This window comes from Pseudomonas sp. MWU12-2029 (genome assembly GCF_023242425.1).
Classification (GTDB): Bacteria; Pseudomonadota; Gammaproteobacteria; order Pseudomonadales; family Pseudomonadaceae; genus Aquipseudomonas; species Aquipseudomonas kribbensis.
Genome location: NZ_JALJDY010000007.1, coordinates 150382 through 167649, shown reverse-complemented (window position 1 = coordinate 167649; position 17268 = coordinate 150382). Strand labels below are relative to the sequence as shown.

The 17268-nt window shown below is 61.0% G+C and carries 12 protein-coding genes; 3 read left to right on the top strand and 9 right to left on the bottom strand.

From position 1 onward, the window contains the following. The 5 genes from M5B44_RS18985 to M5B44_RS18965 form a co-directional block, all read right to left on the bottom strand. A complete protein-coding gene (locus tag M5B44_RS18985; protein ID WP_248740156.1) occupies positions 1-1818 on the bottom strand; it encodes an ABC transporter ATP-binding protein in 1818 nt (605 codons plus the stop codon). Next, positions 1811-2413, bottom strand: coding sequence for a DsbA family protein (locus M5B44_RS18980; RefSeq protein WP_248740260.1), 603 nt, complete (start codon positions 2411-2413; stop codon positions 1811-1813). The genes M5B44_RS18985 and M5B44_RS18980 overlap by 8 nt, the downstream gene beginning before the upstream one ends. A 35-nt stretch (positions 2414-2448) precedes the next feature. Next, the gene (locus tag M5B44_RS18975; RefSeq protein WP_230732558.1) at positions 2449-3390 is read right to left on the bottom strand and encodes a rhodanese-related sulfurtransferase; all 942 of its coding nucleotides are present in this window, start codon (positions 3388-3390) and stop codon (positions 2449-2451) included. 117 nt (positions 3391-3507) lie between these two features. Beyond that, complete coding sequence (locus tag M5B44_RS18970) at positions 3508-3807, bottom strand: BolA family protein (protein WP_065257175.1); 300 nt, start codon at positions 3805-3807, stop codon at positions 3508-3510. A gap of 12 nt (positions 3808-3819) precedes the next feature. Beyond that, positions 3820-4338 (bottom strand): DUF2059 domain-containing protein, encoded by a 519-nt coding sequence (locus tag M5B44_RS18965; protein WP_085710833.1) that lies wholly within the window; start codon positions 4336-4338, stop codon positions 3820-3822. Between the two features lie 193 nt (positions 4339-4531). Between M5B44_RS18965 and M5B44_RS18960 the strand changes: the two genes are divergently transcribed. Further along, positions 4532-5926 (top strand): class II fumarate hydratase, encoded by a 1395-nt coding sequence (locus tag M5B44_RS18960; RefSeq protein ID WP_085683491.1) that lies wholly within the window; start codon positions 4532-4534, stop codon positions 5924-5926. A 37-nt stretch (positions 5927-5963) separates the two neighbouring features. Here the strand turns inward: M5B44_RS18960 and M5B44_RS18955 are convergent, their stop codons facing one another. Then, positions 5964-6923 carry a DMT family transporter gene (locus tag M5B44_RS18955; RefSeq protein WP_248740155.1) on the bottom strand — a complete coding sequence of 320 codons (960 nt, stop codon included), beginning with the start codon at positions 6921-6923 and terminating at the stop codon, positions 5964-5966. Between the two features lie 210 nt (positions 6924-7133). Here M5B44_RS18955 and M5B44_RS18950 point away from each other — a divergent pair, with 210 nt between their 5' ends. Next, positions 7134-7334, top strand: a complete 201-nt coding sequence (locus M5B44_RS18950) for a DUF6316 family protein (protein WP_248740154.1) — start codon at positions 7134-7136, stop codon at positions 7332-7334. Here M5B44_RS18950 and M5B44_RS18945 read toward each other — a convergent pair. Further along, positions 7331-8515 carry a thiolase family protein gene (locus tag M5B44_RS18945; RefSeq protein WP_248740153.1) on the bottom strand — a complete coding sequence of 395 codons (1185 nt, stop codon included), beginning with the start codon at positions 8513-8515 and terminating at the stop codon, positions 7331-7333. The genes M5B44_RS18950 and M5B44_RS18945 overlap by 4 nt on opposite strands. A 101-nt stretch (positions 8516-8616) precedes the next feature. After that, a complete protein-coding gene (pap, locus tag M5B44_RS18940) occupies positions 8617-10131 on the bottom strand; it encodes a polyphosphate:AMP phosphotransferase (RefSeq protein WP_085710838.1) in 1515 nt (504 codons plus the stop codon). Between the two features lie 173 nt (positions 10132-10304). Here pap and mnmC point away from each other — a divergent pair, with 173 nt between their 5' ends. Continuing rightward, a complete protein-coding gene (gene mnmC / locus M5B44_RS18935; protein ID WP_248740152.1) occupies positions 10305-12284 on the top strand; it encodes a bifunctional tRNA (5-methylaminomethyl-2-thiouridine)(34)-methyltransferase MnmD/FAD-dependent 5-carboxymethylaminomethyl-2-thiouridine(34) oxidoreductase MnmC in 1980 nt (659 codons plus the stop codon). A gap of 14 nt (positions 12285-12298) precedes the next feature. Here the strand turns inward: mnmC and M5B44_RS18930 are convergent, their stop codons facing one another. After that, positions 12299-17134, bottom strand: coding sequence for an NEL-type E3 ubiquitin ligase domain-containing protein (locus M5B44_RS18930; protein ID WP_248740151.1), 4836 nt, complete (start codon positions 17132-17134; stop codon positions 12299-12301). Between the last annotated feature and the right edge of the window lie 134 nt (positions 17135-17268).

Sequence of the window (17268 nt, the reverse complement as noted above, 5' to 3'; positions counted from 1 at the left end):
CTACATCCGCTGCAAATGCCCATACAGCTTGGCATACAACCCGCCATCGGCAATCAGTTGCTGATGGTCGCCATCCTCGGCAACCTGCCCGCCGTCGAACACCAGCACCCGGTCCGCCTGCTTCACCGCTGACAGACGGTGGGCAATGATCAGCGTGGTGCGGCCATGGAGGAACCGCGCCATGGCCTGGTGCAGGTTGTATTCGGTGGCGGCGTCGAGGGCCGAGGTGGCTTCGTCGAGAATCACCACTTTTGGCTCGGCGAGGATCATCCGCGCGATAGCCAACCGCTGCCGCTGGCCACCGGACAGGCGCACGCCGGAGCGGCCGACGATGCTGTCCAGGCCGTCCGGCAAGGCGCGGATGGCGGGTTCGAGCTGGGCGATTTCCAGCGCCTGCCAGCAGGCTTCGTCACTGCGGGTACGGCCCATGGTCAGGTTGGCCCGCACGGTGTCGTTGAACAGCGCCGGATGCTGCAGCACCACCGCGACGTTTTCCCGAACCGTTTCCAGACCGATTTCCTGCTGGGTCGAGCCGCCGAAACGGATGGTCCCGGCCAGCGGTGTGTACAGGCCCAGCAGCAATTGCACGAGGGTACTTTTGCCGCCGCCGCTGGCGCCGACAATCGCCACTTTCTCGCCCGGTGCGATGGACAGGTTCATCTGATCCAGCACCAGTTCATCGCCATAACCGAAGCTCAGGCCTTGCACCTCGATCCCGACGGTATCGCGGCCCTTGAACGGATCGACGCCGCCGGGGTATTGCGGCTCGTCGGCGCGGGCCAGCAGTTCGTTGATCCGCGACAGCGCACCGCCCGCCGCGTAATAGGCGTATTGCAGGTTCAGCAGTTGCTCGACCGGGCCGATCATGAACCACAGATAGCTGAACACCGCGAGCATCTGGCCGATGGACAGGTCGGAGAACAGCACCGTGAGCATTGCCGCTGCGCGGAAGATGTCGATGCCGAACTGGAACAGCAGACCACTGGCGCGGTTCGAGGCGTCGGTCTTCCACTGCGAGTTGACCGCGTAGTTGCGAACTTCCTGGGCCCGCAGGCCGAGACGTCCGAGGAAGAAGCCCTGACGGTTGCCGGCGCGCACTTCCTGAATCGCATCGAGGGTTTCGCTCAGCGCCTGGGTGAAGCGCGAGGTGCTGTCGTTTTCCAGTTTCTTCAGGTGCTTGACCCGTTTGCCCAGTTGCACCGTGGCGTAGATCACCAGCGGGTTGAACAACAGGATCAGCAGCGCCAGTTTCCAGTGCATCCACATCAGGATGCTGGCGGTGCCGACCAGGGTCAGCATCGCCACCAGGAAACGGCTGAGGGTTTCGCCGACAAACTTGTCGAGGGTGTCGAGGTCGGTGACCAGATGCGTGGTGACAGTGCCGCTGCCCAGGCTTTCGTATTCGCCCAGGGAGATCCGTTTCAGGCGCTCGATCAGGCGCACGCGAATGCGATAGACGATGTCCTTGGCCAGCCGCGCAAACAGACGGGCCTGCAACACGCCAAAACACAGGGCGCTGCAACGCAGGGTCAGGGTCACCACCAGCATCAGGCCGATATAGCCCGCCGCTTGCTGCCACATGCCCGGCAGCACATGGTTCATGACTTTCAGCGCGGCATCGCCGTGGCCGAGCAGGACTTCGTCCACCAGCAACGGCAGCAGCAACGGAATCGGCACGCTGCACAACGTCGCCAGTACGGCGACGCCGTTGGCGATCCACAGGGATTTTTTGTGATGAAGTGCCAGTCGCCGGACTTCAGCCCAGCTCAGCCGGTCGACACGCTTGACGGCTGGCGTGTCATCGGCCGGGTCAGACACAGGCCGCGCGCTCCAGCCATCGACCGAGCAACGGCGACAGTTCACTGAGCGGCTGGTAGCCGTTGGTCAGCAACGCCAGTTGGCCATTGCGTTCGGCGAGCAGGGTCGGGAATCCGGCGATGCCGAGATCCTGAACCCAGTTGAAATCGGCCAGTGTGGCTTCGTGCTGGTCAGCACGATCAAACAGGGCAGCAAATTCGATGCGGGGGACGCCGGCCTTCTCCGCCAGCTCCACCAGAACGCTGGCCTGAGTGACATCGCGACCTTCAGCGTAAAACGCGTGCTGGATCAATCCGACCAGTTTCCAAGCGCAATCCGGCGCCAGGCTGCGCGCCGTGACGATGGCCCGGCAGGCAGGCTCGGTGTCGTAGACAAAACCGTCCGGCAACGCACCTTCAAACTTGAACGGCTGGCCGGTGGCCTCGGTGACCGCCTGCCAGTGTTCGAGAATGTAGCGCCGGGTGGTCGGTTCCAGCGCCGCGCCACTGCCGGTGCGCAATCCGCCGACCACCAGGTGCAGTTCCACCCCGGCAGCCTGCGCCTGCTCCACCAATGCCTTGGCCACCGGGGCAAATCCCCAGCACCACGAACACATCGGATCCATCACATAGAGCAGGCGTGCAGACATGATTAAGCCTCGGAGGATGCTTGCTTATAGTTGTAGCCGATCGGGTGCGGCATGTTGCGCGCTTTTGCCAGTTCGATCTGTTTCTGGCGGTCGATGGCGCTGCGGCGGGTCTTCTCGCTCAGGGTGTCCCAGCAGTGCGGGCAGCTGATACCGGCCACGTAATGCTCGGAAGCACGATCCTCGACGCTGACCGGTGTACGGCAGGCGTGACACTGATCGTAGTCGCCTTCGCTCAGGTCATGGCGCACGGTCACGCGGTTGTCGAACACGAAGCAGTCGCCCTGCCATTTGGTTTCTTCCTGCGGCACCTCTTCGAGGTACTTCAGGATGCCGCCCTTGAGGTGGTAAACCTCTTCGAAGCCTTCGCCCAGCATGTAGCTCGACGCTTTCTCGCAGCGGATGCCACCGGTGCAGAACATCGCGACCTTCTTGTGCACGGCCGGGTCGAAGTGTTCTTTGATGTAGTCGGGGAATTCGCGAAAACTGGTGGTTTTCGGATCGATGGCGCCTTCAAAGGTGCCGATCGAGACTTCGTAATCGTTGCGGGTGTCGATCAGCAGCACTTCCGGGTCGCTGATCAGCGCGTTCCAGTCCTGCGGCTCGACGTAGGTGCCGACCTTCTTGTTCGGGTCGACGCCTTCGACGCCCAGGGTCACGATCTCTTTCTTGAGCTTGACCTTGGTGCGGTAGAACGGCTGCTCGTCGCAGTACGATTCCTTGTGGTCGATATCGACCATGCGCGGGTCGTTGCGCAGCCAGGCCAGCAGGCCGTCGATGCCTTCACGGCTGCCGGAAACCGTGCCGTTGATGCCTTCTTCGGCGATCAACAGGGTGCCTTTGATGCCGTTGTCGACCATCGCTTGCAGCAGGGGCTCGCGCAGGTTGACGTAATCTTCGAGGGTGACGAACTTGTACAGTGCCGCCACGACAATCGGTTGTGTCATGGGTATTTCTCCAGGTGGCTACCCTCGTAAAGGGTGAACCGGATGCGAAAAAAAACGCGCCGGGTGAGCGGCGCGTTGCGGATTCTAGCAAAAAACCTCAGTTCATTGCTGCAAGGCTCAATGCTTGCTGCCGCCGGCACAGGTGGGCGACGCCGGAGCGGCGCCCACTTCTGCCCATTCCTGCGGGGTGTAGGTGTGCAGCGCCAACGCATGGAACTCGCCCATCAGCTCGCCGAGCGTGCCGTAGACTTTCTGGTGGCGCTTGACCCGGTTCAGGCCTTCGAACTGCGCACTGACCACCACTGCCTTGAAGTGGGTCTGCAACCCGCGACTGTGCATGTGGCTTTCGTCCAGCACCTGCAGATGCTCAGGCTGAAGCAGCGCCAGCGTCGATTCGATGCGTTGTTGCATGGTCATCACGAACTCCGCTTACTTCTTCTTGGCCGGAGCCGCGCCTTTCGGTGCCAACTCGTTGGTCATGTCGTCCAGCAGCTTGTTGACCACAGGAACGGCAGGTTCCAGTTTGGCCTGGGTCATCTGGGCCGATTGCTGAGTCAGCTGCGGCATTTTTTCCAGGACTTTCTTGCCCAGTGGCGACTGGTAGAACGCGACCAGGTCTTTGAGCTCCTGTTCGCTGAAGTTGCTGGTGTAGAGCTTGACCATGTCCGGCTTCAGCTTGTTCCAGCCGATGGCCTGGTCCAGGGCGGCGTTGGCCTTGGCCTGGTAGGTATCCAGTACAGCTTTCTTGGATTCCGGAGCCTTGGTCTGTTCAAAACGCTGGGCGAACATCTGCTGCACTTGCATGTACACCGGAGTGCCCAGCTTGTCAGCGTGCGCCAGGGTCAGGAAAGCTTCGGCACTGGCGTTGTGGCTGGCGGTATCGGCAAGCACCTGGCCGCTGGCGCAAACCAGGGCAACCGCGGTGCAGATGGCACGAAGACGAGTCATCGAGTTTCCTTTTCAGCTAGGCGAGGTAAAACCCCAAGGGCGACCATTCTGCGCCTGAATAACGCTGCGGCTCAACCCCCGGGCCTTGCCGCGCTTGATTGGCGGGGATTTGCCGGTCAACAATCGACTGGAGGGAACCACCCGGGCCGACACCGGCCTAAACTGCGCAAACAGACCAACAGGAGTGTGCACGATGAGCCGTATCGAAACCGACAGCCTGGGCCAGATCGAAGTCCCGGACGACGCTTACTGGGGCGCTCAGACGCAACGCTCGCTGATCAACTTCGCCATCGGTCAGGAACGCATGCCCTTGCCGGTCCTGCACGCCTTGGCCCTGATCAAGAAAGCCGCGGCCCGGGTCAACGACCGCAACGGCGACCTGCCTGCCGACATCGCCCGCCTGATCGAACAGGCCGCCGACGAAGTGCTCGACGGCCAGCATGACGACCAGTTCCCGCTGGTGGTCTGGCAGACCGGCAGCGGCACCCAGAGCAACATGAACGCCAACGAAGTGATTGCCGGTCGCGCCAACGAACTGGCCGGCAACCCGCGCGGCGGCAAGACGCCTGTACACCCGAACGATCACGTCAACCGCTCGCAGAGTTCCAACGACTGCTTCCCCACCGCCATGAGCATCGCCACTGCGCAGGCTGTACAAACCCAACTGCTGCCGGCCATTGCCGAGCTGTCGGGTGGTCTGGCCGAGCTGTCGGCGCGGCACATGAAGCTGGTGAAGACCGGTCGCACCCACATGATGGATGCCACGCCGATCACCTTCGGCCAGGAACTCTCCGGTTTCATCGCGCAGCTGGATTACGCCGAACGGGCGATTCGCGCCGCATTGCCGGCGGTGTGCGAACTGGCCCAGGGCGGCACCGCCGTCGGCACCGGGCTCAACTCGCCCCACGGTTTCGGCGAAGCGATTGCCGCCGAGCTGGCTGCGCTTTCGGGTCTGCCGTTCGTCACCGCCCCGAACAAGTTCGCCGCCCTCGCCGGCCATGAGCCACTGACCACGCTGTCCGGTGCCCTGAAAACCCTCGCCGTGGCGCTGATGAAAATCGCCAACGACCTGCGCCTGCTGGGCTCCGGCCCTCGTGCAGGTTTTGCCGAAGTGCGGCTGCCGGCCAACGAGCCGGGCAGTTCGATCATGCCCGGCAAGGTCAACCCGACCCAGTGCGAAGCGCTGTCGATGCTGGCCTGCCAGGTGCTGGGCAACGACGTGGCGATCGGTTTCGCCGCCAGCCAGGGTCACCTGCAGTTGAACGTGTTCAAACCGGTGATCATCCACAACCTGCTGCAATCGATCCGCCTGCTGGCCGATGGCTGCAGCAACTTCCAGCAACACTGCATCGCCGGGCTTGAGCCGGATGCCGAAGTCATGGCGAAACATCTGGAGCGCGGTCTGATGCTGGTGACGGCGCTGAACCCGCACATCGGCTACGACAAATCGGCGGAAATCGCCAAGAAGGCCTACAGCGAAGGCAAGACCCTGCGCGAGGCGGCGCTGGAGCTGGGCTATCTGACCGATGAAGAGTTCGATGCCTGGGTACGACCGGAAAACATGATCGAGGCCGGTGCCAAGGGCTGAGTCATCCCGATCATTCCCGTGCGCGGCGCGGGAAGGATCATCCGACCAACAGTTTCGCCCGCCGGGCCTTGAGCCCGGCAATCAACGAAGGCCCCAGTGCCACCAGCGCCGAACCCAGCACCACCAGCACCGCCCCGCCATAACCCAGACCGTTGATCTGCTCGGCGTGCACGTATTCCGGCCAGGTCCATGCGGCAATCGCCACGGCACCGAAGGTCACCAGCGGCGTAATCGCCAACGTCGCACTGACCCGCGAGGCCTCCCAATGCGCCAGCGCCTCGGCAAACGCGCCATAGGCGATCAGGGTATTCATGCAGCACGCCAGCAGCAGCCAGCCCTGCAACGGGCTCAACTCCAGCGCTTCGAGCGGATGAACCCAAGGTGTCAGCAGCAAGGCGCAGAACAGGTAGATCACCATCATCACCTGCAGCGAATTCCACACCGTCAGCAATTGCTTCTGGCCCAGCGCATAAAAGGTCCAGACCGTCGAAGCCAGCATTACCAGCAACACGCCCGCGGTGTAGTCGGACAACGACGTGAGCAACTCCGCCAGACGCTGATTGAAGAACAACGCGAAGCCAATCAGCAGCACCGCCAGCCCCATGCCCTGGCCAATACTGAAACGCTCCTTGAACACGAACAGACTGGCGATCAACAACATGATCGGCCCCATCTGCACCACCAGTTGCGCAGTGCCGGGGCTGAGCAGGCTGAGGCCCATCAGGTACAGCACGTAGTTGCCCACCAGCCCGAGCACCGCCATCAGCACCAGCCAGCCGCCCTTCGGCCCGAGTACCTTGCGACTCGGCAACCGTTTGGTCGCCGCCAGATAAATGAACAGACAGCCACCGGACACTGTCAGGCGAAACCACGTCACCGTGATCGGGTCCATCACCTGCAGCACCTGCTTGAGCTTGATCGGCAGGATTCCCCACAGAAACGCGGTCAACAAGGCCAGGAACATGCCGTACACCCAACGACCCGATGAAACGTGCATGAGAACCCCGAAAGCCAATGACAGGAGCGCTCATTCTAGGCGCAGAGCCACGGCCGACACAGGGACAGTTGCGCTCAGGCCGCTAATGAAACTGTGCAGGTCGCAGCATTAAATTGACGCGTTGCCGTTGATCGGCTGGCGAAGCGCTGCAAGTGGTTCAGGCATAAGCTCTTTGGATCCCATCCAGCGCAGCGCTCAAGGAGATCGATCATGTTCGGAATGCGCGCCCAGGACACAGCCCCCGCCACGCACTTTCGCAGCGACCGGGTGTGCCGGGTCAACGGCGAACTGTTTTTCAGCACCCGGGAGAATACCCTCGAAGGGCCGTTCGACAGCCCCGAGAAAGCCGAGCAGGAAATCCGCGCGTACATCGCGCGGATGCAATTGCTGGATTCCGGCAGCCGGACTTAGCGCACCGCTTCAAACAACCCGGTCGCGCCCATCCCGCCGCCCACGCACATGGTGACGATGCCGTAGCGCAGATTGCGTCGCTGCAACTCGCGCACCAGATGCCCGACCTGCCGCGAGCCGGTCATGCCGAACGGGTGACCGATAGAAATCGAGCCGCCGTTGACGTTGTATTTTTCGTTGTCGATTTCAAGCCGGTCACGGGCGTACAGGCACTGTGAGGCGAACGCTTCGTTCAATTCCCACAGATCGATGTCCGCGACCTGCAAACCTTTGGCCTTGAGCAGCTTCGGCACCGAGAACACCGGGCCGATGCCCATTTCGTCCGGCTCGCATCCGGCCACGGTAAACCCACGGAAAAACGCCTTTGGCTTGAGCCCCAGTTGCAGGGCTTTTTCCAGGCTCATCACCAGCGTCATCGAGGCGCCGTCGGACAGCTGCGACGAGTTGCCTGCGGTCACCGAACCATCTTCGGCGAACACCGGTTTCAATCCGGCAAGGCTTTCATAGGAGGTGTCCGGGCGGTTGCAGTCGTCGCGATCGACGATGCCGTCGAGGATCTGCACCTCACCACTGTTCTTGTCTTCAACCCGGTATTTCACCGACATCGGTACGATTTCATCGTTGAACAGGCCAGCTGCCTGCGCCTGAGCGGTGCGGATCTGACTTTGCAGCGAGTAGCGATCCTGCGCCTCACGGCTGACGCCATAACGGCGCGCCACCACTTCGGCGGTCTGGCCCATGGTGTAGTAGATGCCCGGGGTCTGCTGCTTGAGCAACGGGTTGATCAGGTGATCGGTGTTGACGCTTTTCAGAGTCAGGCTGATCGACTCCACACCACCGGCGACGATGATGTCGCTGCAACCCGAAGCGATCTGATTGGCGGCAATCGCAATCGCCTGCAAGCCCGAAGAGCAGAAACGGTTGAGGGTCATGCCCGCCGTGCCGGTGCCCAGTTGCGAGAGCACCGCCACGTTACGGCCGATGTTGTAGCCCTGGGCACCTTCATTGGAGCCGGCACCGACGATGCAGTCCTCGACGCTGGCCGGGTCGACGTCGTTGCGCGAGAGCAACGCGTTCACGCAATGGGCCGCCATGTCATCGGGGCGGGTCTGGTTGAACTTGCCGCGAAAGGACTTGGCCAGACCGGTCCGCACGCTGTCGACGATCACCACTTCACGCATGGCATACCTCATTGTTGTAGTCGGTTGAGAGTGGACCGAGCATAAGTCCACCCCATTGCCGACCGCGACAATCATTCACCTCGCGTATGCGCGCCCATCGGTCAGTCCTTGTGCTTCTTTTCCTTCTTGTCGGATTTCTCGAAGGCTTCTTCCAGCGCTCGATTGATCGTGCGCAGCACCTTGACCCGGGCCCAGCGCTTGTCATTGGCTTCAACCAGTGTCCACGGCGAGATTTCGGTGCTGGTGCGATCGACCATGTCCCCCACCGCCGCACGGTAGGCGTCCCACTTGTCACGGTTGCGCCAGTCGTCCTCGGTGATCTTGAAGCGCTTGAACGGGATTTCTTCACGGGCCTGGAAACGCTCCATTTGTGTGTCCTTGTCGATGGCCAGCCAGAACTTGACCACGATCACCCCGGCGTCGGCGAGTTGCTCTTCGAAGTCGTTGATTTCACCGTAGGCACGCATCCAGTCGGCCGTGCTGCAAAAGCCTTCGATCCGCTCTACCAGCACCCGGCCGTACCACGAGCGGTCGAACACGGTGAACTTGCCCCGGGCCGGAATGTGCCGCCAGAAACGCCACAGATACGGCTGCGCCCGTTCCTCTTCGGTCGGCGCGGCAATCGGCACGATGTTGTACTGACGCGGATCGAGCGCCGCCGCAACCCGCCGGATCGCCCCGCCCTTGCCCGCCGCATCGTTGCCTTCAAACACCGCCACCAGCGCATGACGGCGCATGCGCTTGTCACGCATCAGCCCGGACAAACGCGCCTGCTCGGTGATCAGTTGCTCTTCGTAATCCTTCTTGTCCAGGTTCTGGTTCAGGTTGAGGCTGTCGAGCAGGTTCAACTGATCCACCGATGTGCCCAGCGGCTGGGCACTGACAGCGTTCGAATGCACGTCCGGACGTTTCAGCGCATTTTGCAGGCCTTCAAGCAGGATCTTGCCGACCGTCAGGCTGCGGTAATGCGCGTCCACCCCTTCGATGACATGCCAGGGTGCGTAGTCGCGGCTGGTGCGACGCAACACGCGCTCGCCATATTTGACGAACTTGTCGTAGGTCTCCGATTGCTGCCAGTCCAGCGGACTGATCCGCCAGCTGTGCAGCGGGTCGTCGGCGAGGGCCTTGAGCCGCGCCTTCATCTGTTTCTTGGACAGGTGGAACCAGAACTTGAAGATCAGCGCGCCTTCATCGCACAGCATTTTTTCCAGCCGTTCGGCACCGGCGATGGCCTGGTCCAGTCGCGGGTCCTTGAACAAACCGTGCACCCGGCCCTGCAGCATCTGGCTGTACCAGTTGCCGAAGAAAATCCCCATCCGCCCCTTGGCCGGCAGCATCCGCCAGTAACGCCAGGCCGGTGGTCGCGCCAGTTCTTCGTCGGTCTGCTGGTCGAAGGTACGCACTTCGATCAGGCGCGGGTCCATCCATTCGTTGAGCAGTTTCACCGTCTCGCCCTTGCCGGCGCCCTCGATGCCGTTGATCAAAATGATCACCGGAAAACGCTTTTGCTGCTGCAACTCGAACTGGACTTCCAGCAGTGCTTCACGCAGCGCGGGGACGGCGGCGTCGTAGGTTTCTTTGTCGATGGCGTGACCGATTTCAGCGGATTCGAACATAGGGACGGCTCCTTCCAGGATTCAGCAAGACTAGCGGATTGGGCACAGACACGGCACAGAAATTCCCGCCGGCGGCGGATTGTCCTCGAGTCATCTTCGGCAAGGCTTGCCATGGATCAAGCGCCGCCCGCGTGATCGGCTAGAATGGCCGCCTTGCCGTTGCCGAGCCTGCCATGAAACCTGTAATGCCCCACGCCCAACTCGACTGGGATGACCAGGGACGCCCGCGTTCGCGAGTGTTCGACGATGTGTATTTTTCCGACCAGTCGGGGCTGGATGAAACCCGCTACGTGTTCCTTGAACAGAACCGCCTGGCCGAGCGCTTTGCCGCGCTGCCGGCGGGTGAGCGACTGGTGATCGGGGAAACCGGCTTCGGTACCGGGCTGAATTTTCTCTGCACCTGGCAGTTGTTCGAACAGCATGCGGTGGCCGGTGCGCGGCTGCATTTTGTCAGCGTGGAAAAGTACCCGCTGAGCCCTGCCGACCTGCAACGGGCGTTGGCGTTGTGGCCGGATCTCAAGCCGCTGTCCGATCAACTGCTCAAGCATTACGTGGCAATCCATCAAGGCTTCCAGCGCATTGTTCTGGATAACGGTCGTGTGACCCTGACGCTGTTGATCGGTGATGCGCTGGAGCAGTTGCCGCAACTGGACGGCCAGATCGACGCGTGGTTTCTCGACGGTTTCGCCCCGGCGAAAAACCCGGAGATGTGGACTGCCGAACTGTTCGCCGAACTGGCGCGACTGGCGGCGCCGGGCTCGACCATCAGCACGTTCACCAGCACTGGTTGGGTGCGACGCCTGCTCAACGCCGCCGGTTTCAAAATGAAGCGCACGCCGGGCATCGGCCACAAATGGGAAATCCTGCGTGGCGAGTTTCTCGGCTGGCCGGATGATGTGCCGTTACCCGCTGCGGACAAACCGTGGTTCGCCCGTCCGGCACCTGTCACGGGAGAGCGTCGTGCTCTGGTGATCGGCGCCGGCCTGGCCGGTTGCGCCACGGCCGCCAGCCTCGCGGCGCGGGGTTGGCAGGTCAATCTGCTGGAGCGTCATGCAGCGGTGGCGCAGGAAGCCTCGGGCAATCCCCAGGGCGTGCTGTATCTGAAACTGTCTGCCCACGGCACGGCACTGTCGCAGTTGATCGTCAGCGGTTTCGGCTACACCCGGCGCCTGCTGGAAACCCTGCAGCGCGGCACCGACTGGGATGACTGCGGCGTGCTGCAACTGGCGTTCAATGAAAAGGAACGGGAGCGTCAGACGCAGCTGGCGGCAGCGTTTCCCGAAGATCTTCTGCAGTGGCTCGATCAACCCGAGGCGCAGGCCCGTGCCGGGATCGGTCTGGCCCACGGCGGTTTGTATTATCCCGAAGGTGGCTGGGTGCATCCGCCTGCGTTGTGTCAGGCGCAGTCTGCACAGCCGGGCATCACGTTGCTGACTCACCAGGACGCTGTCGAGCTGCGCAAGGTCGACGGCCAGTGGCAAGCTTTCGACGGTGACCGAATGATCGCAACAGCGCCCGTCGTGGTGCTGGCCGGCGCCGCCGAGATCAAACGGTTTGCGCAGAGCGCCGAACTGCCGCTCAAACGCATTCGCGGACAGATCACCCGTCTGGCGCAGACCGAAGGCAGTCAGGCACTGGCAACGGTGGTCTGCGCCGAAGGCTATGTCGCTCCGGCACGGCTGGGTGAACACACCCTGGGTGCCAGCTTCGACTTCAACAACGACGACCTGACCCCGACCACCGCCGAGCACCTGGGCAATCTGGCGATGCTCGAAGAAATCTCCGACGACCTGGTCTTGCGCCTGCACATCAAGGATCAAGATCCCGAACGCCTTGAAGGACGCGCTGCCTTCCGCTGCACCAGTCCCGACTACCTGCCGATCGTCGGCCCGCTCGCCGACCGCGAAGCCTTCGATCAAACCTATGCAGTCCTGGGCAAGGATGCCCGGCAAGTGCCGGACATCGCCTGCCCGTGGCTTGACGGGCTGTACGTCAACAGCGGCCACGGTTCACGCGGGTTGATCACCGCGCCATTGTCGGGCGAGTTGCTGGCTGCGTGGCTGGACAACGAACCGCTGCCCCTGCCCCGCAGCGTGGCCGAAGCATGCCATCCCAACCGGTTTGCCCTGCGTCGGCTGATTCGGGGTAAATGACCTGCGAGCACCGATCAGGATCCCCCCTCGGGCAACAGGCAGGTATTGCCCTCAACCAGCTTCATCACTTGCTCGGTCAATCGCTCGAGCAAGGCACCTTCGGTTTGCTCCAGCCGGGTTGCACACTGGTTCATTTCGCTCAGGTAGTCGGCAGAGCCGAGCTCTTCAGCCTTCTCGAATAACGCCATGGCCTCCTCGTGGTGAGGGGCACGGGCATCGTCGAACTGCTGTGCGAAGCTTTTTTTAACGTACTCGCTCCAGAACGGCTGACGAACCAGAAACTTCAACCAGTCCGCAGACAGCTCTGCGGTCTGGATTCTATCGATGGCCTCTACCAGATCCGCCCCTGTCACCTCTGCAATTGACGCGTAGCGCATGTGCGAGGGTTGCCCCGGCAGTTCGAGAGCCTCCGCCAGCCCGGAGCGATAGGCCAGAGCCACCTCCAGGGGATCCGGTGACGCGTGCGCCTGCGCATGCTCCGTTGCAATCCCGTCCAGTTGGTCGAGACGAAACAGCCCTCTTGCAAGTTTGATCAGCGATATCGCCGAAGGTTGTCGGCCCGCAGAAACGCGGGTCACACGATGAACCTGCACGGCGACTTCCAGATGACTGAAGTTCAGCGCCGCATTGTCCGTGCAGTTGATCGGGTTGGCCGCCAGATCGAAAATCTGTCGCCGCAGTTCGGCATCGGCCTGCGTTGCCTCCAGAACCGTCCAGACCCGACGCGTCATGTCTTCACGCACGTGTACGGACTCGGCAGAATTGCCCAGCTCAGCCAATAGCTGAAACAGGCCTTCGGCCATGGGATCATCCTTGATTGCGGTCCACGTCTGCAGGCGCCGTGAACCCACGCTTCCTCCTGTTTCAGTCAACCAGATCGAACGCGCCAGGTTCTCGTCGAGTCGAGCAATATCGTTTTCCAGATAACCCATGCCGATACCCACGGTCTTGCGGTAGGAATCAAGATGGACTTTGCTGATGTCGGAAATCGGGTTGTTACGCAGATTGATCGTTTCACTGAAATACCTGGATGTTCCAAAGAGCCAGTCAGGCAGATCGCGAATATCGTTGTCGCGCAGATCCACCCGCTTCAGATTGGGCAGATACTGCAATCCCTTCGGCAGCTCGGTGGCACGGGTGTTTCGCAGGTAAAGGTGATTCAGGTCGAACAGACCACCGACATCCACTGTCGCTCCCAGGCGGTTCCCGCTCAGGTCCAGACTTTGCAGCGTACGTAATCGGGACAACTTCACCAGCGAATGCTCCGTCAACTGGATCCGGTTGTTTCCCAGGCTCAAGTGTTTGAGGTTCGGCATATGCGAAATGATTTCAGGCAACAAGGTCAGCTGATTGCTGTCCAGTGCGAGCGTCTCGATCTGCTTGAAGGCTTTCAGAAAGTAGGCCACATCGTTGTCCAGCTGCATGTTTTGCAGAGACAGATACCTGACATGATCGAAGGTCAGTCCGACCGGCAGGGTCGGCAGCTTGCCGAATCGCATGCCGTCAAGGTTCAAACCGTATACCCGGTGCCCGAACTCATCGCTCTGGAAAACCCGCCGCCTGAAGCAGTCCTCGATCTCGTCGGCCACGATTTGCCGGCAATCATGAACGTCATACAGCAAGCCCCCCAAGGCACTCATGGCCACTTCGTCCTCGCTCCAGGTGTCCAGCACATCCCGGAGCCGGCCCAGATCTTCTTGCAGCTGTCGGACCCGTATCGCTCTGCTCAGATGGTCACCGCCCAACTGATCAAGAAACTCTTTGGCCTGCGCGTCCGAAAAAGAGGGGTAGATCCATTTGACTTTGCGCAGCAATCGGCGCGAGTGCGTGACTGACTCGATGGGAGAATCGGCAAGCGTACACACAGGCTCGGGGATGGCCGGTTGCAGCGGCTCACCTGCAAGGATCCGGGCGCAGTCTTCGCGCTCATCCAGCGCACAGTCCAGGAGTTTGAGTCGCAGACGCCAACCATCGTCCGCCTTCGGCTCCGCAAACCCGATGACCTTGCGCTGGCGCAACGAAAGACCTTTAAGGATCGCGTGGTAGAGACTTTCCGGACCGGACGCCACATGTCCGAGGGATTTCCTGTCACTACCGAACACTTCGTAACCGTTGTCGAGCCTGACCAGCGTGCATGAACTCGACGTCACAAGCGGTTTCTCGCCCAGTGTTTCCAGCAACTCACCGTTGAGCTTTTTCGCCCGTACTTGCAGATGGAACTCGGGATCCCATCCGCTGAGCCGGGGTAGCAACCGGATCGCCAGTTTCGTGGTATCGGCACTGGCGATGTCAGCCAGGTAAAACCCGGTCAACGCCCGATCCACACGCACATCACTCACGGCCGCGCGTACACGCTCTGCCAGCCCCATGGGTACCCGCCCGGTACTGCGCAGGTGCATCCGTTCAACACTTGGCGTTCGCTTGAGCAACTCACGCGCATACCGCCCCGGCAGAGCGGGATAGGCGTTGCGAATCTTGAGCAACTCGCCGGCGACAGCTCGATCGTATTGCCGGTAGAGGTGATCGAAGGTTGACCTGCGATCAGCCCTGACCGCGGCCCCGATCACTTTGGCCAACTGTGCGCCAGCATCGGCCGGGGCAACATTCGCGCCGACCAGCGTCTCCACTTCCTGGGGGTACAAACCCTTGATGACCGTCTGTAACAGCTCGCCCTTCTCCAGTTGTGCGTGGGTCACAATGACGCTCACCGTGTCATCGTCAATTACATCGGGAGGAAAGGTCGCGGTGATACGGCCATGCACATCAACGACCTTGATGTAGCGATCAGTGGGCCAGTTTGCGAGGCGAGGCAACGCATGCATCTGCTCCTCGGTGTAACGGGCATCGAACGCTTCGCCCGCCTCCATTGCGGCAATGAAATTACGCAATTGGCGCTCAAGCCTTAATTGCTCGAGCCCGTCGCGTAAACGGACGGGCAGTGGCAAGTTGTTCTCGAACAGACGCTGCAACTCGCCGGAATGGGTGTCCGTCAGCTGTCGAATCATCTCTAGATGACTGTCGTCGAAAGCTGTCAGACCTGGATCGATGCGTTTTAGCAGGTAGCCAGAGCTCCAGTTTTCGGCGTGTTCGAAAGCATGACGCCAGCCTCCATGGTTGCTGTGTTCAAGTACAGGCGCGTAGGCACCAGGACGAGCAGGATGCTGGATACGCAAGGTATTGCTGGCCGCCTCCAGTGCCACTTCGTAGAAATGTTGGTCGAGACGGACGAAAACCTTGCCGTCGACCCGGTAAAATCCCTGCGCATCAGGCGCCGCCGTGGTGGTCAATGGTTGTGCATATCCGCGCAGGTCCGGTTTCCATAACCGGGCCTGGCCCTGACGATCGAGTATCGTGGTGAAGGGCTGAAAAAAATCCGGGTGTTGGCGTACCGTCTTGATCACCAGGGATTTCACCCCCTTGATCCCGGCCCCCACTGCAGCCATCAGCACAATGTTCTCGGCAACGCTGAGCAGGTGCGAAAACGCTTCCTGACGGTCGCCACGACTCCAGTCCTCAATCCCTTCGTACACCTCGGCGAGCATTTGTCCGATAGCGACGCCCATCATCAATTGCCCCAATACCGGAACGACGAACCCCGCCACGTTGGCGATCGTCAAGCCGATTTCCAGGTATTGAATCAATCGCTTCTTGCGCTCTTCCTCGTCGACATCGGCAGTCGGTACGGCGAGCGCACGGGCATCGAGTTGCAGCTTGCCGACATGGCTCTTGAGCATGAAGTCGAACAGCGGATCGGTCATCTCCAGCTGTTTGACCTGCCCCAGACTGCCGGTATCGGCGAATGTCTTGAAGAAATCGACCTTGTCGACTTCGCCGATGCAGTGGGTGAAGTAACTCTTGTAACTGCCCACCCCCAGTTTGAATTCCAGAAAAGCAATGAAGGCCGTGAAGCTGGCGTACTCGGACAGTGGCTGATCGGGTTCTCCAGGCATGTACACCAGACACCACTGATCCGGATCCAGCTCCACCGAGCGTTCGGAGAACACCACGACGCCCCAGATGCAGCTGTCGAGCAATTCAATCCCCTGCATGATCAGCGGCCTGCCCTGGTACTGCAGAGCAGGGGCACTGGCGACGCCTGCGGCATCAATCAAACGTTGAACTGTCTGGAAACCTTCCGGGGAAACGTGCTCCTTGAGCAACGCCATGCGCAGGTCCAGTTGCAGCATGTGCTTTTTCATCACCGCGATATTGCGGACCATCGGCCCGGTGGCGACCCGACTGCCATTGACCTCCCTGACACCAAACACCTGCTGGAAATGCTCCTGATAGAGCCGGCCCAGATCCAGTTCCCGACAAAGTGCGGCGAATGCCGTCGGTGTCAGACCGGGAACGCCATCAGGCTGGCTGGCAATGCGCACTGCGGTGCCTGCGGGAAAATAATCGGCTTGCGCCTCGTCTTCCGTGAAATTCTGCATCGCGGCTTCCAGCAGCGTCGGCGTAGCGGGCGGAATGACCTTCTCTCCACCTCCGGGCGGCGTCACTGCCTCGCAACCGCAATAGCTTCCCGGCAACTCCAGATGGTCTTTCTCGACATCGAATACAGCCGACCAACGCGCAGTCAGAGCGCAGTTCAACTGTTCGATGCAAAAGTGCTTGAGCGATTGCAGCCGGCTCAGGTCTGTTTCGACTCGCGCCTGGGTCACGTGCAAGTCACGCGCGGTCTTGTCCAGTGCCGCCAACGTGTCGGCGCTGGCTCTGAGCAGTACGGGGGGCAAGGTTTTCTGCAAGGTCTGGGCGGTGTCCAGATCGCCTGTGGCCTCCAGCAGAAAGCTCAGTTTCTGTTTATCCGTGAGGGTGATCGATGTGGACGACTCCGGTGTCGTGGGCATGGGCAATATTCCTTTATTGCTGTTGAGTCCCTTCACCTTATCGATCCCGACGATGAATGAAAAACACGGAAAACTGCCCGTTAAAGCCGGCAAACCAGCAGCAATCCGTATGTTTTGAATACTTATCTACTACC